This window comes from Achromobacter sp. JD417 (assembly GCF_041879325.1).
GTDB classification, from domain to species: Bacteria; Pseudomonadota; Gammaproteobacteria; order Burkholderiales; family Burkholderiaceae_B; genus Achromobacter; species Achromobacter mucicolens.
Genome location: NZ_CP087159.1, coordinates 3,691,858 through 3,712,041, shown reverse-complemented (window position 1 = coordinate 3,712,041; position 20,184 = coordinate 3,691,858). Strand labels below are relative to the sequence as shown.

Here is a 20,184-nt window from a genome sequence, read left to right as displayed (position 1 = left end):
AGGAGACCACAATGAGAAGCAAGCTTTTTGTGCCGGCGTCGCGCCCGGAACTATTCGACAAAGCCCTGGCTAGCGAAGCGGATGCGCTGTCTTTCGATCTGGAAGATGCCGTCGCGCCCTCGCGCAAGCCAGCGGCGCGCCAAGCGCTGGCCGACTGGCTGGCCTCACCGGCCTTCCGGGCGGCGCAATCGGAACATCCCAAGAAAATTATCGTCCGCGTCAATGCGGCGGACACGTCGTATTTCCCCGAAGACGTGGATGCACTGGGCGGCTTGCCGATCGACATGGTGAATCTGCCCAAGGTCGAGTCCGCCGATGCGCTCCGCGAGGCCGCGGCGCGCGCCGCGCAGGCCGGCTTCGAGGGCGAATTGCTGGTCACCGTGGAAACGCCGCAGGCGCTGGCGCGCGCGGCCGAGCTGGCATCGGCGCATCCGCGCGTCGCCGGCCTGCAGTTGGGGCTGGCCGATCTGTTCGAACCGTTGGGCATCGACCGCTACCAGCCCGAAACGCTGCGCGCGGTGATGCTGGCGTTGCGCCTTGGCGCCGGCTGCGCGGGCAAGTACGCCATGGACGCCGCCTACGCCCGGGTGCGCGACGGCGAAGGCTTTCGCGCCGAGGCGCAACTGGCGCGATCCCTCGGTTTCCTGGGCAAATCCTGCGTGCATCCCAGCCAGGTCGCCATCGCCAACGAGGTGTTCGGCTTCAGCGCCGAAGAGATCGGCGCGGCCGAACGCATCGTTGCGGCAAGCGAGGCCCAGGCGGGCGTGGGTGCCTTTCTGATGGACGGAAAGATGATCGACGCGCCTTTCGTGCGCCGCGCCCGCGACGTGTTGCTGGCGGCCGGGCGGGCCGCCTGAACCGGTCTGCGCGACGCGCGGCCGAGCCATTTATCGGATGAAATGCATGATGGAATTTGAAACCCCGGGTCAACTGCCGCTGGCCGGCGTCAAGGTCCTGGATCTGAGCGCCTACATCGCGGGCCCCTACGGTTGCGCGCTGCTGGGCGACATGGGCGCGGACGTCATCAAGGTAGAGCCGCCCGAAGGCGACAACCTGCGCAAATACCCGTCGACGCTGCCGGCCGAGAGCCGCGCGTTTCTGGGCATCAACCGCAACAAGCGCGGCCTGTGCCTGAACCTGAAGGACCCGGCAGGCTACGAGGTGCTGGTCCGGCTGGTGCGCGAGGCCGATGTGCTGGTCCACAACTTCCGGCCGGGCGTTCCCGAACGCCTGCGCATCGACTTCGCGACGCTGGCCGCCATCAACCCGCGCCTGATCTACTGCGCGATGACGGGCTACGGCGCGGCCGGTCCGATGGCGCGCCACGCCGGCTACGACCAGGTGCTGCAGTCCATGACGGGGATGTGCGCGGCCCAAGCCAAGCCTGACGGCCCGCCGGAAGTGCTGTACGGATCGGTGGTCGACTACTACGGCGCCGCGCTGATCTCCAACAGTGTGTCCGCCGCGCTCTATCAGCGCGAGAAAACCGGGCGGGGGCAGGCCATCGAAGTGTCGCTGCTGGGCAGCGCGCTGGCGATGCAGTCGGCTCGTCTGGTGTGGGCCGAGGGCGAACCGCGCCACATCGAACGCGACATGCGCTCGGGCGGGATCACGGGCATCCATCCCACGCGCGAAGGCCATCTCTACATCTCGGCCAATACGCCGCATTTCTGGCGCGCGCTGTGCGGCCACCTGGACCTGCCCGATCTGGCCGACCACCCCGATTACGACACGGTGAAAAAGCGCGCCGCGCAGGCGGCGGTGCTGGTGCCGCTGGTGCGCCAGGCCTTGGCGCGGGCCTCGGCCCGCGAGTGGGCCGAGCGCTTCGGCCAGAGCGTGCCGTGCGCGGAGGTCCGGCCCGTTGAAGACATGTTCGACCACCCGCAGGTGGAGGCGATGGGATTCATGCGCCCCTATCGCAGCGAGCAGGCGGGCAACTATCTCGGGCTGGCGCAATGGGCGCACTTCGGCGGCGCCGTGCAGGATGGCGCGCAAGCAGCCGCCCATGAAGCCGGACAAGATGCCGCCGGACGCGCCGCGCCTGCGTTGGGCGAGCACAGCCGCACAATTCTGTCCGCCCTGGGATACACAGCGGACGAAATCGACCACTTGCTGCACACCTCCGTGGTGCAATAAGCCGTAACAAACAAAGACAGGCATCGTCCGGCGAAAAGGGCGAGGAGACACAAATCATGAATGCAGCGCAACGGTATCTGCGCCGTCCGGATGGATCGAACTGGGGCGATTTTGGTAGCGAAGACCAGCTGGGCACGCTGAACCATCTGGACAGCCAGGCGCGCCTGGCCGCCGTCGCCGAGATCCGCACGGGCATGTCGTTTTCGCTGAGCCTGCCGCTGACCGTGCCGCGCGCGCCGGTGCTCAATCCGCGCCGCAAGGGGCCGGTGATCCAGCCGGCCGAGAAAAACGGCGTGCCGGTCTACCGCTATCCGCTGGACCGCGACGTGCCGGGCGCCACCGACGTCATCAGCGATGACCGCGTCACGCTGTCGCCGCAATATTCCACGCAATGGGACGCGCTGGGCCACGTGGGTTCCATGTATGACGCGCACGGCACGGGCCAGCCGCAGCCCACCGGCTACAACGGCTTCGCGGTCAGCGAGCCCGCCGCCGAAGGCTTTACCGGCACGCGCGACCTGTCAATTGCGCCGATGGCGCGCCACGGCATCCAGGGGCGCGGCGTCATGGTGGACCTGCGCGCGCATTTTGGCGATGCGCAGCGCAAGGTGTCCCACCGCGAACTGATGGACGTGATGCGCGCCGATGGCGTCGAGGTCCGGCCCGGCGATGTGCTGTGCCTGCATACCGGCCTGGCCGACCTGGCGTTGACGCTGGGCGATGACGAGCAGGAGCGGCTGAAGACCAGCTGCTGCGTTCTGGACGGCGCGGATGCGGACCTGCTGGCGTGGATCAAGGACAGCCGCATCGCGGCCATTGCCGCCGACAACCACGCGGTCGAGCTGCGCAACCATCACCTGGACGCGGGCAAGGGGGCGCTGCTGCCCCTGCACGAACAATGTCTTTTCAAGCTGGGCCTGCCCTTGGGCGAGCTCTGGCACCTGACCCCGCTGGCGCAATGGTTGCGCCAGCACGGCCGGCATGCCTTTTTCCTGACCGCGGCGCCCATGTATGTGCCCGGTCTGGTGGGCGCGCCGGTCAACCCCATCGCGACCGTCTGACGACGGATCGCGCCACGACCCTTGAACGATTGAACATCCCCGCAGGGGAGATCCGAGGAGCACACATGAAGAAAACCCGCCGCACGGCCCTGGCCGCCATTCGCCCGCTGGCAGCCGCCATCGGCCTGGCCACCGCATTTGGCGCCACGTTTGGCACCGCGAACGCCGCCGGTTATCCGGAGCAGCCCATCACCGTGGTGGTGCCGTATTCCGCAGGTGGCGGCGCGGACAACGCCGCGCGCATCATCGCGCAAGGCATGGGCGAAGTCGCCGGCCAGAGCGTGGTGATCGAGAACAAGGGCGGCGCCAGCGGTTCCATCGGCGCGGCGTTCGTGGCGCGGGCCAAACCCGACGGCTACACGGTGCTGTTCGACGCGTCGTCCTTCGCGATCAATCCGGTGCTGCGCAAGCTGCCCTACGATGCCAAGAAGGACTTCATCCCGGTCTCGCAGGCCATCAGCGTGCCCAACATCCTGGTGGCCGCGCCGGGCTCCAGCTTCAACAACCTGCAGGACTTCATCGATGCCGCGCGCGCCAAGCCCGGCCGTCTGACGTTCGCGTCCTATGGACCGGGCAGCCTTGCGCAGATGGCCGCCGAGCTGCTCAAGAAGGATGCGGGCCTGGATATGGTGCACGTGCCCTACAAGGGCGGCGCACCGGCCATCGTGGACGTCATGGGCGGTCAGGTCGACGTCTACTTCGCCAACGCCGCGTCCAGCCTGAACTACGTCAGCGGCGGCAAGTTGAAGGCGCTGGCGGTCTCGTCGGACAAGCGCATGCCCGAACTGCCCAATGTGGCAACGGTCGGCGAAGCCGGCATCAAGAACTTCAACGTCGTCGAGTGGAACGGCTTCTTCCTGCCGGCCGGCACCAGCCCGGAAGTGGTGGCCAAGCTGCAGGAACTCGTGCAAAAGGCGCTGACGCGTCCCGATACCGGCGAGAAGCTCGCCAAGCTGGGCCTGACGCCGGTCGGCAGCAGCGCCGCGGACTTCGCCAAGTTTGTCGACGCGGAACAGACCCGCTGGGCCGAGGTCGTGAAAACCAATAACATCCAGGTGAATTGATCCTCCGGGGGCGGGCGCGGCATCGTTTGCACGCGCCAGCCCCCGATCCGAATGGAGATTGACCTGATGAGCCGGCAAGACGATTTCGAACGCGGCCTGGCGAACCGCCGCGCCGTGCTGGGCGATGAATGGGTGCAGCGATCGCTCGATCGCGCCACCACGTTCACTGCCGACTACCAGAACATGATCACGCGCTACGCGTGGCACGACATCTGGAGCCGCCCCGGCCTGCCGCACAAGGCGCGGCGCATGATGGTGCTGGCGGTGACGTTGTCGCTGGGCCGCTGGGAAGAATTCGAGCTGCACGTGCGTGCCGCGCTGACGGCGCAGGATGCCTCGCGCCTGACGCCCGACGAACTCAAGGAAGTGCTGCTGCAGAACGCCATCTATGCAGGCGTGCCGGCGGCCAATACCGCCTTCAATCTTGCGCAGAACATCCTGCGCGAGGTCGCCGCGCAGATCGGCTATGAACTGGCCCCGGCGGACCCGCGTCAAGCCGACCTGTTCGACTAGCAGGCCGGCTGACCGGCCCTTTCAAGGCAAGGGCGACGCGCGATTCGCCCGGCCTTTTCAGTCCGCGCGGGGGTTGAGCACGCGGGCAGCCAGCAAGCCGCTGCGCACGGCGCCTTCCAGCACCCCGGGGTAGCCCGTGTCGGTCCAGTCGCCGGCCAGCGCCAGCGTGGGCCACGGCGTGGAGTTCAGCGGGCGGATAAGTCCCGGCACCGCGGCGAACGTCGCGCGCTTTTCAATGAAGAGTTCGGCGGCCGACACGTCCGGCATTGGCGGCAGCCTGAGCGGATGCGCGGCGGCCTGTTCGGCCACCTGGTCGATCAGGGCTTCGATCACCTGCCGCCGGTTGCGTTCGCCCATGCCGACCGCGGCGCTGGCCACGAGCGCCAGTTCGCCGGCCTTGGTGTCGCCGGCAAGCTGGGCGCGGTCGAACACCCACTGGCCGGCATGACCGCGGGCCGCGTCCTCGCGCAGCATCATCATCGGCTCGGGCAAGCGCCACGGGCTTGCCAGGCGGATGTTCAGCGTCGCGATGGGCAGGTAGTCGAAGGCCTTGAGCGCATCGAGCAGCCCGGTGGCGCCGGCCTTGCGTAGCGGGCCGTCCAGCAGCCGCGCGGCGAACGTGGGCGGCACGGCCAGCACGGCGGCGTCAAAGCGTTCCTGGTTGATGTCGATGCCATCGGCTGACGGATGCAGCTGGCGCACCGTGCTGCCATACCGCATGGTGACCTGGCGGGCGGCGGCGTCCGGCCACAGCGCCGACAGGTCGGTGCAGGGCAGAAGCAGATCGCTGTCCTCGCGCGCGCCGGCCAGGCTGTCGCGCAGCACCCGGGCGAACAGCACGGCGCTGGCCGTTGCGATCGGCGTGTTCAGCGCGGCCAGGCATAGCGGTTCCCATACCTGCTGGATCAGCACGTCGGACTGCGCGTGATAGTGCAAGAGATGCAGCACCGTCCAGTCGCGCGGCGGCATCCAGGACATGGTCTTCAAGCCGCGCATCAGGCGCAGCATCGCAAACCGGTCGCCCCACGAAAGGCCGCGCGCACGCAACACGGCCACGGCCATGTTCAGCGGCGCCGGAATGCGGGGAGCGGACAGGCTAAAGCGCCCATCCAGGCTGGCAAGCCGCAAGGGACGCCGCATCAGCAGGGCGTCCGGGTTGCGGCCCACGCGGCGCATCAGCGCCAGGGTTTCCTTGTAGGCGCCGCACAAGAGGTGCTGGCCGTTGTCCAGCGGCGCTTCGAATTCTCCGTGAAAGACGCGCCGCGCGCGTCCGCCCGGCGTGTGCCCGGCCTCGAACACCGTGACTTTCGCGCCGGCTTCGCGCAGGGCGACGCTGGCCGCCAGCCCGGCCCAGCCTGCGCCAATGACTGCCGCCTTCACCGCGCCAACCGGCGGACCAGGCCGCGTCCGCCGCCCACCCAGGTTTTCCAGGCAAGCCAGAGTTTGCGCAGGGGCGTGAGCGAAATGCGCTGGTGCAGCACCTGCCAGTTGTCGCGCTCGATCTCGTCGAGCAGCGCGTGGTAGATGGCGGCCATCATGAGTCCGGGCCGCTGCGCGCGGCGGTCCGCCTCGGGCAGGTTGCTCATCGCCTCGCGGTACAGCTCGCGGGCGCGGTCGGCCTGGAATTTCATCAGCGCGCTGAAGCGGTCGGAATACTCGCCATTCAGGATGTCCGAGGCCTTGACCTCGAACTGCTGCATGTCGTTGACCGGGATATAGATGCGGCCGCGGCGCGCGTCGTCGCCCACGTCGCGGATGATGTTGGTCATCTGGAACGCCAAGCCCAGCTTTTCGGCGTACACGAGCGTCTTGGGGTCGGAATAGCCGAACACGCCGGCGGACAGCTCGCCCACCACGCCGGCGGCATGCCAGCAATACTTGCGCAGGCCGGGCCAGTCCAGGTAGCGGGTCTGATCCAGGTCCATTTCCATGCCGTCGATCACGGCCAGCAGGCGGGCGCGGGTGATTGAACAGGTCTCCAGATGCGGCTGCAGTGCGCGCGTCACGGGGTGATCGGGCTTGCCGTCAAACATCTGGTCGACCTGCGTGCGCCACCACGCGAGCTTGATGCGCGCCAGCGACGGATCGGTGCATTCGTCGACCACGTCGTCCACTTCGCGGCAGTACGCGTACAGGGCCGTGATGGCGCGCCGGCGCTCGGGAGGCAGGAACAGGAAGGAATAGTAGAAGCTGGAACCGCTTTTGGCGGCTTTTTCCTGGCAATACTCGTCAGGGGTCATTAGGCACGGCCTGTTACTTGATGGAGCGCCACAACATGATGGCCCAGTCTTTGGCGCCCAATTCGGGGCGATTCATGAAAACATCGTAGCCGCTCGCCTCGATCCGCTCCAGGACGCGCAGCCCGCCTTGCACCACCAGGCGCAGCTCCAGGCCGATGCGGCCGGGCAGGCGGCGCGCCAGCGGAGCGCCGAAGTGTAGCAGCGCCCGCGTGCGTTCGACCTGGAAGGCCATCAGCTCGCGCCAGGCGGGCGTAAGGCGGCAGGCGGCCAGGTCTTCATCCGAGACGCCGTGGCGGCGTAGGTCTTCCTGTGGCAGATAGACGCGGTGCTTGTGCCAGTCCACCCGGACGTCCTGCCAGAAGTTCACCTGCTGCAGGCCCGTGCAGATGGCGTCGGATTCGGTGATGTTCTGCGGCGTGCTGGCTTCAAAAAGGTGCAGCATCAGGCGCCCGACCGGATTGGCCGAGCGGCTGCAGTAGTCCATGAGGGCAGGGTAGTCGTCGTAGCGCTTGACGGTCAGGTCCTGCTCGAAGGCGGACAGCAGGTCGTAGAAGGGCGTGATCGGCAGTTGGTGCCGGGCGATCGTCTGCGCCAGCGGCGCGAAGATGTCGGACAGGGGCGGCAGGCCGGGCGCCGGGGGCGTGCCGGGTTCGGCGCCGATGCGGTGCAGCTCGGTGCGGAACGCGGCCAGTTGGGCCAGGCGCTCCTCGTCGGTCGCGCTGCCTTCGTCGGCAATGTCGTCCGCGGCGCGGGCGAACCGGTAGATATCGGTCACGGCGCCGCGAAGCCTGCGCGGCAGCAGCAGCGAGGCAACGGGAAAATTCTCGTAGTGATCGATGGACATGGAAAGTAGCCTGTGAACAGACCAGGTCTGCAAAGACGGCGCAAAGCGGAAAACGGTCTCATTTTAGAGTAGTCGCCCGCGCTTGATCTGACCGCCTGCCGTCGGGGGCGCCGGATCAGTTAGACTTGGACGCCACAGGATCTCACACCATGCCGCGCCCAATCTCCGCTACCGTTTCCGTTTCTGCCCTTGCGCACAACCTTGACGCCGTGCGCCGCCACCTGGACCAGACCGCCGCCGCTGCCGGCGGGGTGCCGCCATCGATCTGGGCCGTCATCAAGGCCAACGCCTACGGACATGGCATCGAACAGGCGGTGGCCGGCTTTTCCAAGGCGCAGGGCCTGGCCATGCTCGACCTCGAAGAGGCCGTGCGCTGCCGCGAGGCCGGCTGGGGCGGGCCGATCCTGCTGCTCGAAGGGTTCTTCAACCCATCCGACCTGGACATCGTCGACCGCTACCACCTCAGCACCACCGTCCATCAACGCGATCAGCTCGACATGCTGGCCCGCGCCCGCCTGTCGCGCCGCGTGGACATCATGCTCAAGCTCAACAGCGGCATGAACCGCCTCGGTTTCACCCCGGCGGCCTTTCCCGCCGCCTTCGAGCGCGCCATGCTGCTTCAACAGCAGGGCACGCTGGGCTCGGTCGGCAAGATGACCCATTTCGCCTGCGCGGACGGGCCGCAGGGCGTGAACGAACAACTCAGCGTCTTCAATTCGGTGACACATAAGCTGCCGGGCGCGATCAGCGTGTGCAACTCGGCCGCCGCCTTGCGCTTTGCCGACATCGCCGTCGGCTCCGAGAGCCAGTCGCACTGGGTGCGCCCGGGCATCTGCCTTTACGGCGCGTCGCCCTTTGCGGACGCCGAAGCCGCGTCGTTCGGGCTCAAGCCCGCCATGTCGCTCAATTCGGAAATCATCGCCGTCCAGGAAATCAAGGCCGGGGACTCGGTGGGCTATGGCGCCTTGTTCCGCGCGGAACGCGCCATGCGCATCGGCATCGTGGCCTGCGGCTACGCTGACGGCTACCCCCGCCACGCCTCCACCGGCACGCCGGTCGTGGTCGCCGGCATCCGCACCCAATTGCTGGGCCGGGTGTCGATGGACATGCTGGTCGTGGATCTGGGGCCCGTGCCGTCCGCAGGCGTCGGCTCGCCGGTCTGCCTATGGGGCGAAGACGGCCCCTCGGTGGATGAAGTCGCCAGCGCGGCCGGCACCATCGGCTACGAATTGCTCTGCGCGCTGGCCCCGCGGGTGCCCGTCACCCGGGATGCCTGACGCGTCCGGTGGGCAAGAATTGCTACGCAAATTACAAGACACACGACGCCGGATGGTGTCTACTTTGAAAACCGGGCGCTCAGGCGCCCGTTTTTGACCAAGAAAACAGACTGCGAGGTTTCATCCCATGAAGGACAAATGTGTGCTCATTACGGGCGCCACCAAAGGCATAGGCTGGGCGCTTACTCAGCGGTTGTCCGACATGGGCTGTCATGTGGTGGGCATCGCGCGCAACACGGCCGACGTCGATTTTCCGGGGTACCTGTACGCCTGTGATCTGGCCGACGCCGGCCGTACCGAAGAAGTCCTGCGCGAAATCCGCGAAAAATTCCCGGTCGACGCCGTCGTCAACAATGTGGGCATCGTGTCGCCGCAGCCCCTGGGCGAAATCGACCTGGCCACGCTGTACAACGTGCTGGACTTGAACGTGCGCGTGGCGGTGCAGGTGACGCAGGCGTTCATCGAATCCATGAAGGCCCGCCGCGCCGGGCGCATCGTCAACGTGGTCAGCCGTTCCATCCACGGCGCACTGGACCGCACCGCCTATTCCGCGGCCAAGAGCGCGCTGGTGGGCTGCACGCGCACCTGGGCGCTGGAACTGGCCGAATACGGCATCACCGCCAATGCGGTTGCGCCGGGCCCCATCGAAACCGAAATGTTCCGCGCCACCCGGCCCGCCGGCAGCGACAACGAAAAGCGGGCGCTGGCATCGGTGCCCATGAAGCGGCTGGGCACCCCGGCCGAAGTGGCGGCCGCCATTGCCTTCCTGCTGTCGGACGACGCGGGCTTCATTACGGGGCAGGTGCTGGGCGTGGACGGCGGCGGCAGCCTGGCCGGCCGTTCGTGAACCCGGCACTGTCCGCATGAACCCACGCACCTTCGGGTGCGTTTTTTTTGCCTGCCGCAAAGGGAGGATCCAGCCAACCCGCCCAGCCGTTGTTTGTATAATAATAACTATCATTTCCATTTTGGATGCTCGCCGTGTCGGACCGAGAGCACGCAGTTGCCGCATCGCTTTCTGCCCTGTACACCGCGCATTGCGGCTGGTTGCAGAAATGGCTGAATCGCCGTCTTCAGGACAATCATCAGGCCGCCGACCTGACGCAAGACACCTTCGTGACCTTGCTGGTGCGACGCCATGCGCTGGCCGACGTGCGCGAGCCGCGCGCATTCCTGACCACCATCGCGCGTGGCCTGCTGGTCGATTTCTGGCGCCGCCGCGACATCGAGCACGCATGGGCCGAGACCCTGGCGGCGCGTCCTGAAGTCACCCACCCATCCCCCGAAGTGCAGGTCCAGGCGCTCCAGGCGCTGGTCGAGATCGATCGCAAGCTTCATCGTTTGGGTGTGCGCGCGCGCGCAGCCTTCCTGATGCATCGCATCCACGGCATGACGCACGAGGCGATCGCGGCGCAATTGCGGGTGTCCGAACGGACCGTCCGCAACGACATTGCACAGGCCATGCTGTGCTTTCTGCTCGACACCGACCTGCAGCCGGACGGCTTGTGCCGCGGCACGGCGAGTAGCGGATGAGCGCCGCCGCCGTCGACTCACGCATCCTGGAAGCGGCCGCGCATTGGTATGCGCTGCTTACCTCGGGCGCGGCCAGCGCAGAAGAACGCGAGCGCTGGCAGGCTTGGCTGGACGCCGATACGGCGCATCGCCGGGCTTGGCAGCGCGTGGAGGACGTTGGCGCGCACTTCGATGCGTTGATCGCGCAGCCGATGGGCCGTGAAGCCAGCGTGGCAAGCCTGAACGCCGCGGCGCAGGGCCGGCGTGAGCGCCGCAGGTTGTTGACGGTTGCGCTGATCGGGGGCGCGGCAGGGTTGTTGGGACTGGGCGCCGCGCAGTCGCCAGTGGTGCGCCGCACGTGGGCGGCCTGGCAGGCTGACCTGGTCACGCCGGTGGGCGGCTCACATGAGGCCCAGCTTGCCGACGGCACCCGGGTCCGGCTCAATACCGATACCGCTTTGAAGGTGGACTACACCCGCGACCAGCGCCGCCTGGTGCTGCTGCGCGGCGAGATCATGATCGCCACCGCGGCCGACCCGGGGCGCACCTTCGTGGTGGACACACCTGAAGGCCGGATGCAGGCGCTGGGCACGCGGTTCAACGTGCGCAGCCTCGATGGAGAAACCACGCTGGCGGTGCTGGAGGGCGCGGTGCAGGCGCATTTCACGGGCGCGCCGCCGGCGGGCTATCGGGTCGACGCCGGCATGCGCATGCGTGGCGGCGCGCAAGGCATCGAGGCGCCCGCGGCGCTGCGAGCCGCCGACCACAACTGGACGCGCGGCATCGTGCAATTCGAAGAGGCGCCGCTGGCGCAGGTCGTGGCGGAACTGGCGCGATACCGCCGCGGGCATCTGGGCTGCGCCGACGACGTGGCCGCGCTGCGCGTGACCGGCACGTTCCCTCTGCATGACAGCGATCGCGCGCTGCGCCTGCTGAGCGAGGCCTTGCCGCTGCGGATCAGTCAGCCCATGCCGTGGTGGACGACCCTGCAGCCACGCTGAGATCCCGCCGTTACAAATTAGTTTGCCGTTTTTGCCGCGCTCATCCGGCCTATGGGCAATTCAACACCCATATCGCGGATTCGTGGCATGACCAACCCCCTGATTGTTTTTCCCCTCCGTCCGATCCGCCGTGCGCGCATCCTCCCGCTGGCGCTCGCGATCGGCGTGGCGCTGGGCGTCGCGGCGCCCGTCAGCGCCGTCCGCGCGCAGGCGGCCGAAACCCAGGTCCGCCAGTTCGACATTCCACCCGGCCCATTGAGCCAGGTGCTCAATCTGTACTCCGCCGAAGCCGGTCTGTTCGTCAGCGGCCACGGCGACCTGAGCGCCGGCCGCCATAGCCCCGGTGTGCGCGGCCGCTATACGCCCGAAGCCGGCATGGCGGCGCTGCTGACCGGCACGGGCCTCGTGGCCGAACGCCTGCCCGACGGCGGTTTTGTGCTGCGGCAGGGGCGCCAGGACGTGACTTTGCTGGAACCCATCGCGGTCACCGCCCAGATCGAACGTCCGGACGGCCCGGTGCTGGGCATCGCGGCCACGCGCAGCGCGACGGCCACCAAGACCGACACGCCGATCATCGAAACGCCGCAATCGATTTCCGTGGTGAGCGCGGCGCAGATCAGCGATCAAAAGGCGCAGAGCCTGCAAGAGGCGCTGGGCTACACCCCCGGCATCATGCCCGGCCTCGTCGCCAAGAGCTCGGTCTTCGAAGACACGATGTTCATCCGCGGCTTCGAGGCCAACCCGCAGACCGGCAGCTACTACCGCGACGGCATGCGCTACATGATCAATCAGTACAACGGCAAGCAGGAGCCCTACGGCCTGGAACGCGTGGAGGTGCTGCGGGGGCCGTCATCGGTGCTGTACGGCGCTGCGGCGCCGGGCGGCATCGTCAATACCGTGACCAAGCGCCCGCCCGGTGAATCGATGGGCGAAATCAATGTGGACGGCGGCAGTTTCGACCGCCGGCAGATTTCCGCGGACATCGGCGGCCCCATCGATGAGGCTGGCGTGTGGTCCTATCGTCTGACCGGCCTGTTCCGCGAAAGCAAGCAGTTCGTCGATTACGGCTCCGACGATCGCACCTACTTCGCGCCCGCCCTGACGTGGCGTCCGACGACGGCCACCTCGGTCACGCTGCTAGCCAACTATCAGCGCAGCAAGACGTTCAATCCGCCGGAAGTGCCGGTCACCGGCTCGCTCTGGACCAACCCGAACGGCCAGATCCCGCGGTCGCGCTTTCTGGGCGAGCCCAACCACAATCGCTTCGATATCGAATCGACCTCGCTGGCCGTGCTGATCGAGCACGCGTTCGATGACACCCTGAAGTTCCGCCAGTCGATGCGCTATTACGACGCGGACCTGAACATGCGCTACGTGCTGTTGCAGGGCGACGTGGATGCGGCGACGCAGCGCCGGGTGGCCCGCTCCGCACGCGGCTTTAACGACCGCACCACGGTGCAGACGATCGACACCAACATCGAGAAGCGCTTCGAGACCGGCTCCGTCACGCAGACGTTTCTTGCAGGCTTCGACTACACGCGCTCGACCTATAACAGCGACCGCCTGCGCGGCAATCTGCCGCCCATCGATGTCTTCGATCCGGTGTACCTGCCCGGCGACGTCGTGGCCTTGCCCTGGCAGCAGCGCCGCAACACCGAGCATCGCCTTGGCATCTACCTGCAAGACCAGATCAAGATTGCGGACAAGGTCGTGGTGCTGCTGGGCGGGCGGCATGACAACGTGCGCGCGGAGAATCGCGCCTTGCATGCGCCGTCCACCAATTCGAACGACAAGGACTCGGCCTTCACGGGCCGCGCTGGCGTCGTGTACCTGGCCGACAACGGCCTGGCGCCTTATGCCAGTTTCAGCCAGTCGTTCGAACCCACCAGCGGCCGCGATCGCAACGACGGCAGCTTCGAGCCCAGCCGCGGGACGCAGTACGAAGTCGGCATCCGATACCAGCCCGCGGGCGAAGACGTGATGCTGAGCGCCGCGCTCTTCAATCTGGAGCGCAAGAACGTGCTCACGCCGGATCCGGTCGATCCGACCTTTCTGGTGCAGACCGGCAAGGTGCGCTCGCGCGGCCTGGAACTCGAAGCGCGTGCGCGCGTCACGCCGCAGGTCGACGTGATCGCCGCCTACACCTACACCGACGCCCGTGTGGTCCAGAGCAATCTGCCGGGCGAGGAGGGCGAGCGCTTCAACACGCCGTTGCATGCCGCGTCCATATGGACCGACGTCAACCTGTCGGAATGGGTGTTGATGGGCCTGAAGGCGGGCGCCGGCCTGCGCTATGTGTCGGCGCGTCCCGACCGGCCGTCCAGCGGTTCGCTGGGGGGCGCGGGCTACACCTTGATCGATGCGCGGGTCAGTTATGAAAGCGGCCCGTGGCTGTATGCGCTCAACGTCACCAACCTGACGGACAAGACCTACATCCCGTCCATTTGCTACAACGGCGCGTGCAACTACGGCGAGCCGCGCCGCATCATCGGCACGGTGAGCTACCGCTGGTGAACGTGCGCGCGGCGCTGCTAAGCCTGCATCGCTGGACCGGCCTGGTGCTGGCCGGCTTTCTCTGCCTGGTCGCGCTGACTGGCATCCCGCTCGCGTGGTATGACGCGCTGGACGCCGCGGCAGCACCCGCGCTGCACCGCGTGTCGCCGCCAACGGGCGGCGCCGCGCGGCTTGACGCCTTGGCGCTGCGCGAGCGCGTGGCCCGCTTCGTGCCGGCGGCAGTAATGCCCGCCACGCCGCTTGGCGGGCAGGCCGGACGCAGCGTGGCGTTTCCGGTGTGGCTGCACGAGGACGGCGCCGCAGGACATGTGCTGCACGAGATATTTATCGACCCATACGATGGCGCCATTCTGGGCCAGCGCCGCTGGGGCGATCTGCGCGAAGGGCTGCGCAACCTCATGCCGTTTCTGCATCGCATCCATACGGCGCTGCTGTTCGAGGGCATCGGCGAACTGTTGCTCGGCATCGTCGCATTGGCCTGGACGCTCGATGGTTTTGTCGGCGCCTGGCTCACGCTGCCGCCGCGAAACCGCTCGCGCAGGCAGGCCCCGTCCTCATCGGTGTGGCAGCGCTGGGCGCCCGCCTGGCGCATCCGTTGGCAGGGCGGTCCCCACAAACGCAATTTCGATCTGCACCGCGCCGGTGGGCTGTGGCTGTGGGCGGCCTTGACGCTGATGGCATGGAGCAGCGTCGCGCTCAATCTGCCGGCGGTCTACGATCCGGTGATGCGCGCTGGCTTGAGTTATCAACCCGATCCCCGGCGCGGCGCAGCCGCCACGGCCGGCGCCCCGATGCCCCCCGAGCGGGCGCGCGACGCGGGCCGGCAACTGATGGCGCAGCTGGCCGCCCGCGAGGGGTTTGCGGTGTTGGGCGAACACTGGTTGGCGCTGGATGCGCGCCGCAACCTGTACCGCTACAGTGTGCGCAGCAGCCGTGATCTGCGCACGCGAAGCGGGGCCACGTCGGTGGTGTTCGATGCCGTGAATGGGCGACTGGTGGGCAGCCATCTGCCGACGGGCCGTGCGGCGGGCGACACGGTCAAGCATTGGCTGACCAGCCTGCACATGGCGGCGCTGTGGGGCTGGCCCTTGCAGGTGGCGGTGGCGCTGGTTGGCGTCGTCACGCTGGTGCTTAGCCTGACCGGCGTCTGGTTGTGGTGGACGCGCCGCCGCGCCCGTCAGTACGGACCCTTGCCCGCGGCCACTGCCGCCACTTCCTTGAACTCGCCCGCCAGTGCTTCGGCCGCGCGTGCCAGCAGCACCGCGTCCACGCCCACCGCCACGAACGTGGCGCCCAAGGACAGATAATGCTTGGCCTGCGTCACGCCGCTGTGCAGAATGCCCGCGGCCTTGCCGGATCGCACGATGCGCGCGATCGCGTCATCGATGGTCTTCTCGACTTCCGGATGCTCGGGCTGGCCCAGATATCCCATGCTGGCCGACAGATCGGCAGGTCCGATGAAGACGCCATCCACACCGTCCACGGCCAGGATGGCGTCCAGCGCCTCGATGCCGGCGGGCGTCTCGATCTGCACCAGCACGCACATTTCGTCGTTGGCGCGTTCAAGGTAGTTCGGGATGCGGTTCCAGCGCGACGCGCGCGCCAGCGCGCTGCCCACGCCGCGGATGCCTTGCGGCGGATAGCGCACGGCGGCCACCGCGTCGGCGGCTTCCTCGGCGGACTGGATCATGGGCACCAGCACCGTCTGCGCGCCGGTGTCCAGGATCTGCTTGATCTGGACCGGGTCGTTCCAGGCCGGGCGCACCACGGGCGCCACCGGGTAGGCCGCCACGGATTGCAGTTGGGCCAAGGTGGAGTCCAGCGTGTTGGGCGCGTGTTCGCCGTCGATCAGCAGCCAGTCGAAGCCGGCGCCCGCAAGAATTTCCGAGGTGTACGCGCTGGCCAGGCCGGCCCACAGGCCGATCTGAGGTTTGCGGTCGCGCAGGGCTTGCTTGAACGAATTCGTCAGGAGGTCCATGGACGTTGGATTGTCTAAGAGGGAAGGGGGAACGGCGTCAGGGCGTGCCGGCATCGCGCGTGGGGCCGTCGCGCTTGATGAGATCGACCATCGCGTCCACGTCGCGGTACAGGCGATCGAGCAATTCCTTGCCGATCCTTTCTTCGATTTCCTGGTACTTGGCGTCAACCATGGGACGCATGCGGTCGATGAGCTTGTTGCTTTTGACGGTCAGGGAGATTTCCTGACGGCGCTGGTCGGCGCTGGAGCGCGTGCGCTTGATGAGTCCTTGCTCTTCCATGCCGGCCAGCATGCGCGTCAGGCTGGGGCTCAGGATCTGACAGGCGCGGGCGATCTGGTTGGGTTCCAGCGAGCCCACCTCGCTCAGCGTGCGCAACACCCGCCATTGCTGTTCGGTGACGCCCGCCGCGTGTAGCACGGGACGGAAATGCGCCATCAGCGTCTCGCGCGCATAGAGCAGCAAATGGGGAAGATTGCGGTGGTGGAAGCTCGGACTCATGGCGGCTATGTTAGCAAGAAGCCGCCCAAAAATTGCTCAATTCTTCGGGCCTGGGGGTGGCCCGCGCAGGCGCGGGGGCGGGCCGGCGCAAGGGCCGGCCCGGTGGGTCACGCCGGGTTCTGGCGGGACAGCTCCTGCAAGTCGTCCGGCAGGGCGAAGTCCGGTGCGCCGCGCTGCAATTCGCGCAATGCGTGAACGGCGTCTTCTTCGCGGTCGTCCACGATCAGGCCCCGAATCTGGGCTACCCGGGCCTCGATGTCCTGCTCGGTAAAGGCGGCGACCTGTTGCGATTCCGCGGGGGTTTCCTGGGCAGCGGCCGGCGCCGCTTCCTGGGCCGCAGTCTCGGTCGCCGCCGTTTCAGCCGCTGCCGGGGCGGGCGCGGCGGGAGCCGGGGCAGTCACGGCCTTGGCCGGTTGTGCCGCGGCCGGTTGGGAGGGAACCGCCGGTTCCTGCTGCAAGGCGACGACGCGGCGCAGGGGCGGCGCATCGCTGGCCGGCGCAGCCGACGCCGAGGCGGCCTCTTGCGTTGCCTCGTTGGCCTGCACGGCGACCAGCTGCATCTGAGGTTCGGTGTCGTCCATGGCCTCGCGCATGTCGGTCCAGGCGAAGAGGCCCGCCACCATCACGGCGCAAGCGGCAGCGCCCCAACCGGGGTGCCAGCTATGGCCAGGGTGCCATCTGCGTCGTACCGCCGCATCCAGTTCCGGATTGGCGCCGGGACCCGGCTTGCGGTACAGGGCGCGCAGATCCCGTTCATCGTCTTCGTCAAATGGGGGGCGATAGGTAATGCTCATGCGCGTACTCCTCGCATATACGCCGGGTGGCACGACGTATCCGCGTTTGACCTTTGCGTGCGCCGCGCCGGTGGTCCGGCGTCTAGTCGTGCTGGGGTCGTGTTCCGGTTTGAGCGGCCTCTGGGGAGGCTGCGGGTGATTGCGCCGCGATTGGCCACGAAGTGCGTCCAGAGGACGTCCATCGTGCCGGATGCCGTCCGGTCTGGACGGTTCGACAAGATGCGCTGCACTTGGCGATTATGCGCGATTTGAAAAGGATCGGGCAGTAAATTTCTTGTGTTTGCATCATGTAACTGCTGTGTGTCCCTTTTTGTGAAAGCTGCCTGAAGGAAATGACCTTCGGGCCACGTCTCGAGGCGTGACATTCCGGTCATTGGTCCCGCGCGGCGCGGGCGCGTTGCCGGGTACACTTTCGCGTATGGCAAAAACCCGTACCGTTTATGTGTGCGCCGACTGTGGCGGCACCACCCCAAAGTGGCAGGGCAAATGCCCGCATTGCAACGCCTGGAACACGCTTGAAGAAACGGTGGAGTCGTCCGCGCCCGCGGCCGCCGCGCACCGCTATGCGCCGCTGGCCTCGTCCAGCCCGGTGCGCAGCCTGTCCGAAATCGAGGCCCGCGAAACGCCGCGCCAGCCCACCGGCCTGGACGAATTCGATCGCGTGCTCGGCGGCGGCCTGGTGGCCGGCGCCGTGGTGCTGATCGGCGGCGATCCCGGCATCGGCAAGTCGACGCTGCTCTTGCAGGCGCTGGCCTCGCTGTCCGAAACCACCAACGTGCTGTACGTGACGGGCGAAGAGTCCGCCGAACAGGTCGCGTTGCGCGCGCGCCGGCTGGGTCTGCAAACCGGCAACGTCAACCTGCTGGCCGAAATCCGCCTCGAAGCCATCCAGGCCGCGGTGTCGGAACAAAAGCCCACCGTCGCCGTCATCGACTCCATCCAGACGCTCTACAGCGGCGAACTCACGGCGGCGCCGGGATCGGTGTCGCAGGTGCGCGAGTGCGCGGCGCAGCTCACGCGGCTGGCCAAGCAGACGGGCATCGCCATCGTCATGATCGGCCACGTCACCAAGGACGGCGCGCTGGCCGGACCGCGCGTGCTCGAGCACATCGTGGATACCGTGCTGTATTTCGAGGGCGACACGCATTCGTCGTTCCGCCTGGTGCGCGCCTTCAAGAACCGCTTTGGCGCCGTCAACGAACTTGGCGTGTTCGCCATGACCGACCGCGGCCTGCGCGGCGTGGCCAATCCGTCCGCGCTGTTCCTGTCGCAGCACGAGCAGCAGGTCGCCGGTTCGTGCGTCATGGCCACGCAGGAAGGCACGCGTCCGCTCCTCGTTGAAATCCAGGCGCTGGTCGACAGTTCCCACGCGCCCAATCCGCGCCGGCTGACGGTCGGCCTGGAAGGCAACCGTCTCGCCATGCTTCTGGCCGTGCTGCACCGGCACGCGGGCGTGTCGACCTTCGACCAGGACGTCTTCGTCAATGCGGTCGGCGGCGTGCGCATCACCGAACCCGCGGCCGACTTGCCGGTGCTGCTGGCCATCATGTCGTCGCTGCGCGACCGGCCGCTGCCGCGCGGGTTGATCGCATTCGGCGAGGTGGGCCTGGCCGGCGAGATCCGGCCCGCCCCGCGCGGCCAGGAACGCCTGCGCGAAGCCGCCAAACTCGGTTTCTCGGTGGCGCTCATTCCCAAGGCCAACGCGCCGCGCCAGCCCATCGAGGGCCTGGAGATCTGGGCGGTCGATCGCCTGGACGCGGCACTGGAAAAGCTGCGTTGATGCGTCGCGACGTCTGTTGGAGCAACAAGTGAGTCTGTTCGTCATCGCCGCCTGCCTGGCAGCCGGCGGCCTGATCGGTTTCATGGGCGGCGTGCTGGGCATCGGGGGCGGACTGATCGCCATTCCAGCCCTGGTCCTCTTGATGGGAATGTCCCAACAGCTTGCGCAGGGCACGGCGCTCATCATGGTGTTGCCGACCATCATGATGGCGGTGCGCAAGTACAACCAGCAGACCCGCATCGACAAGCGCGTCGCGCTGGCGGGCGCGGCGGGCGCCGTGGTGTTCACGTGGGTGGGCGCGCGGATGGCGCTGGGCATCGACTCGACTTTGCTGCGCCAGAGCTTCGCGGTTTTCCTGTTCTTCATCGCGCTGTTCTACGTCTGGCAGACCTGGCGCGCCTCGCGTCCGGCGGCGCGCCGCGCGCCACCGCCCAAGCGGCCGGCGCCGGTCTTCACTCCGCGCCGCGCAAGCGTCCTGGGCATCCTGTGCGGAACGCTGGGCGGATTCTTTGGCGTCGGCGGCGCGGTGCTGGCCGTGCCCATCATCACAACGGTCTTTCGCCTGCCGCAGACCACCGCACAGGCGCTCGCGCTCAGCATGGTGATCCCGGGTTCCACCATCGCACTCATCACCTATACGTGGGCGGGACAGGCGAACTGGATGGTCGGCGCGCCGCTAGCCATCGGCAGCCTGATCTTCGTGCCCATTGGCGTGCGGCTCGCCTACCGGCTTCCTGAACGCAAGCTGAGAGCCTGCTTCGCACTAATGCTGTTCGCCACCGTGGCGTTGCTGGCGTTCGAGGGATAGCAAAGTGAGTGCGGCGTAACGCCTGCAGTAGAACAGCCGCCCCGCCGCCCGGCCGCCCGAAGGCGGGGCAGCCCCCTCGGGGGGCAGCAAGCGAGCAAAGCGAGTGCGGCGTGGGGGCAACAATTCTTGAGTGACGGAAAAATTGTGGTTCGGAAGTGAACCT

The 20,184-nt window shown here is 67.5% G+C and carries 18 protein-coding genes and 1 pseudogene; 13 read left to right on the top strand and 6 right to left on the bottom strand.

Annotated features, from left to right (window positions below):
* Positions 1 to 11: 11 nt before the first annotated feature.
* The 5 genes from LN047_RS17080 to LN047_RS17060 all read left to right on the top strand — a co-directional run bounded on the left by LN047_RS17080 (position 12) and on the right by LN047_RS17060 (position 4,774).
* Entirely contained in the window at positions 12 to 857 is an 846-nt protein-coding gene (locus tag LN047_RS17080; protein WP_373979670.1) for a CoA ester lyase, read from the top strand.
* A 49-nt stretch (positions 858 to 906) separates the two neighbouring features.
* The gene (locus LN047_RS17075) at positions 907 to 2,136 is read left to right on the top strand and encodes a CaiB/BaiF CoA transferase family protein (protein ID WP_373982148.1); all 1,230 of its coding nucleotides are present in this window, start codon (positions 907 to 909) and stop codon (positions 2,134 to 2,136) included.
* A 56-nt stretch (positions 2,137 to 2,192) separates the two neighbouring features.
* Entirely contained in the window at positions 2,193 to 3,197 is a 1,005-nt protein-coding gene (locus tag LN047_RS17070; protein WP_179689421.1) for a cyclase family protein, read from the top strand.
* A 65-nt stretch (positions 3,198 to 3,262) separates the two neighbouring features.
* Positions 3,263 to 4,261, top strand: a complete 999-nt coding sequence (locus LN047_RS17065; RefSeq protein WP_373979669.1) for a Bug family tripartite tricarboxylate transporter substrate binding protein — start codon at positions 3,263 to 3,265, stop codon at positions 4,259 to 4,261.
* Between the two features lie 66 nt (positions 4,262 to 4,327).
* Complete coding sequence (locus LN047_RS17060) at positions 4,328 to 4,774, top strand: carboxymuconolactone decarboxylase family protein (protein WP_056324655.1); 447 nt, start codon at positions 4,328 to 4,330, stop codon at positions 4,772 to 4,774.
* Positions 4,775 to 4,831: 57 nt separating this feature from the next.
* Here the strand turns inward: LN047_RS17060 and hpnE are convergent, their stop codons facing one another.
* The 3 genes from hpnE to hpnC are packed head-to-tail and all read right to left on the bottom strand — an operon-like array spanning position 4,832 to position 7,858.
* Complete coding sequence (gene hpnE, locus LN047_RS17055; RefSeq protein ID WP_373979668.1) at positions 4,832 to 6,154, bottom strand: hydroxysqualene dehydroxylase HpnE; 1,323 nt, start codon at positions 6,152 to 6,154, stop codon at positions 4,832 to 4,834.
* The gene (gene hpnD / locus LN047_RS17050) at positions 6,151 to 7,014 is read right to left on the bottom strand and encodes a presqualene diphosphate synthase HpnD (RefSeq protein ID WP_056324191.1); all 864 of its coding nucleotides are present in this window, start codon (positions 7,012 to 7,014) and stop codon (positions 6,151 to 6,153) included. Before hpnD ends, hpnE begins: the two co-directional genes overlap by 4 nt.
* Positions 7,015 to 7,027: 13 nt before the next feature.
* Positions 7,028 to 7,858, bottom strand: a complete 831-nt coding sequence (hpnC, locus tag LN047_RS17045) for a squalene synthase HpnC (RefSeq protein WP_175155808.1) — start codon at positions 7,856 to 7,858, stop codon at positions 7,028 to 7,030.
* Between the two features lie 149 nt (positions 7,859 to 8,007).
* Between hpnC and alr the strand changes: the two genes are divergently transcribed.
* From alr to LN047_RS17015, 6 genes and pseudogenes are all read left to right on the top strand, one after another.
* Positions 8,008 to 9,135 carry an alanine racemase gene (alr, locus tag LN047_RS17040; protein WP_056324196.1) on the top strand — a complete coding sequence of 376 codons (1,128 nt, stop codon included), beginning with the start codon at positions 8,008 to 8,010 and terminating at the stop codon, positions 9,133 to 9,135.
* 127 nt (positions 9,136 to 9,262) lie between these two features.
* Complete coding sequence (locus tag LN047_RS17035) at positions 9,263 to 9,982, top strand: SDR family oxidoreductase (protein WP_056324199.1); 720 nt, start codon at positions 9,263 to 9,265, stop codon at positions 9,980 to 9,982.
* Positions 9,983 to 10,116: 134 nt separating this feature from the next.
* Complete coding sequence (locus tag LN047_RS17030) at positions 10,117 to 10,668, top strand: sigma-70 family RNA polymerase sigma factor (protein WP_373979666.1); 552 nt, start codon at positions 10,117 to 10,119, stop codon at positions 10,666 to 10,668.
* Positions 10,665 to 11,648, top strand: a complete 984-nt coding sequence (locus tag LN047_RS17025; protein ID WP_373979664.1) for a FecR domain-containing protein — start codon at positions 10,665 to 10,667, stop codon at positions 11,646 to 11,648. Before LN047_RS17030 ends, LN047_RS17025 begins: the two co-directional genes overlap by 4 nt.
* A gap of 87 nt (positions 11,649 to 11,735) precedes the next feature.
* Positions 11,736 to 14,162 (top strand): TonB-dependent siderophore receptor, encoded by a 2,427-nt coding sequence (locus LN047_RS17020; RefSeq protein WP_373979663.1) that lies wholly within the window; start codon positions 11,736 to 11,738, stop codon positions 14,160 to 14,162.
* A pseudogene (locus LN047_RS17015) lies at positions 14,108 to 15,268 on the top strand (PepSY-associated TM helix domain-containing protein); the annotation flags it as partial. The gene LN047_RS17020 and the pseudogene LN047_RS17015, both read left to right, overlap by 55 nt.
* Before the next feature lie 71 nt (positions 15,269 to 15,339).
* Here the strand turns inward: LN047_RS17015 and hpaI are convergent.
* The 3 genes from hpaI to LN047_RS17000 form a co-directional block, all read right to left on the bottom strand.
* Positions 15,340 to 16,140 (bottom strand): 4-hydroxy-2-oxoheptanedioate aldolase, encoded by an 801-nt coding sequence (gene hpaI, locus LN047_RS17010; RefSeq protein WP_175155804.1) that lies wholly within the window; start codon positions 16,138 to 16,140, stop codon positions 15,340 to 15,342.
* 37 nt (positions 16,141 to 16,177) lie between these two features.
* On the bottom strand, positions 16,178 to 16,639 hold the full coding sequence (gene hpaR, locus LN047_RS17005) for a homoprotocatechuate degradation operon regulator HpaR (RefSeq protein ID WP_056324211.1): 462 nt from the start codon (positions 16,637 to 16,639) through the stop codon (positions 16,178 to 16,180).
* 107 nt (positions 16,640 to 16,746) lie between these two features.
* Positions 16,747 to 17,433, bottom strand: coding sequence for a hypothetical protein (locus tag LN047_RS17000; protein ID WP_373979662.1), 687 nt, complete (start codon positions 17,431 to 17,433; stop codon positions 16,747 to 16,749).
* 418 nt (positions 17,434 to 17,851) lie between these two features.
* Here LN047_RS17000 and radA point away from each other — a divergent pair, with 418 nt between their 5' ends.
* Positions 17,852 to 19,213 (top strand): DNA repair protein RadA, encoded by a 1,362-nt coding sequence (gene radA, locus LN047_RS16995; protein WP_056324216.1) that lies wholly within the window; start codon positions 17,852 to 17,854, stop codon positions 19,211 to 19,213.
* 28 nt (positions 19,214 to 19,241) lie between these two features.
* Entirely contained in the window at positions 19,242 to 20,021 is a 780-nt protein-coding gene (locus LN047_RS16990; protein ID WP_056324218.1) for a sulfite exporter TauE/SafE family protein, read from the top strand.
* The last annotated feature ends 163 nt before the right edge of the window (positions 20,022 to 20,184 follow it).

What these genes read in the sequence shown, in the direction of transcription:
- LN047_RS17080 (WP_373979670.1), top strand. Translation starts at nt 12, where the DNA reads ATGAGAAGCAAGCTTTTTGTGCCGGCGTCGCGCCCGGAACTATTCGAC.
- LN047_RS17075 (WP_373982148.1), top strand. Translation starts at nt 907, where the DNA reads ATGGAATTTGAAACCCCGGGTCAACTGCCGCTGGCCGGCGTCAAGGTC.
- LN047_RS17070 (WP_179689421.1), top strand. Translation starts at nt 2,193, where the DNA reads ATGAATGCAGCGCAACGGTATCTGCGCCGTCCGGATGGATCGAACTGG.
- LN047_RS17065 (WP_373979669.1), top strand. Translation starts at nt 3,263, where the DNA reads ATGAAGAAAACCCGCCGCACGGCCCTGGCCGCCATTCGCCCGCTGGCA.
- LN047_RS17060 (WP_056324655.1), top strand. Translation starts at nt 4,328, where the DNA reads ATGAGCCGGCAAGACGATTTCGAACGCGGCCTGGCGAACCGCCGCGCC.
- hpnD (WP_056324191.1), bottom strand. Translation starts at nt 7,014, where the DNA reads ATGACCCCTGACGAGTATTGCCAGGAAAAAGCCGCCAAAAGCGGTTCC.
- hpnC (WP_175155808.1), bottom strand. Translation starts at nt 7,858, where the DNA reads ATGTCCATCGATCACTACGAGAATTTTCCCGTTGCCTCGCTGCTGCTG.
- alr (WP_056324196.1), top strand. Translation starts at nt 8,008, where the DNA reads ATGCCGCGCCCAATCTCCGCTACCGTTTCCGTTTCTGCCCTTGCGCAC.
- LN047_RS17035 (WP_056324199.1), top strand. Translation starts at nt 9,263, where the DNA reads ATGAAGGACAAATGTGTGCTCATTACGGGCGCCACCAAAGGCATAGGC.
- LN047_RS17025 (WP_373979664.1), top strand. Translation starts at nt 10,665, where the DNA reads ATGAGCGCCGCCGCCGTCGACTCACGCATCCTGGAAGCGGCCGCGCAT.
- LN047_RS17020 (WP_373979663.1), top strand. Translation starts at nt 11,736, where the DNA reads ATGACCAACCCCCTGATTGTTTTTCCCCTCCGTCCGATCCGCCGTGCG.
- hpaI (WP_175155804.1), bottom strand. Translation starts at nt 16,140, where the DNA reads ATGGACCTCCTGACGAATTCGTTCAAGCAAGCCCTGCGCGACCGCAAA.
- hpaR (WP_056324211.1), bottom strand. Translation starts at nt 16,639, where the DNA reads ATGAGTCCGAGCTTCCACCACCGCAATCTTCCCCATTTGCTGCTCTAT.
- LN047_RS17000 (WP_373979662.1), bottom strand. Translation starts at nt 17,433, where the DNA reads ATGAGCATTACCTATCGCCCCCCATTTGACGAAGACGATGAACGGGAT.
- radA (WP_056324216.1), top strand. Translation starts at nt 17,852, where the DNA reads ATGGCAAAAACCCGTACCGTTTATGTGTGCGCCGACTGTGGCGGCACC.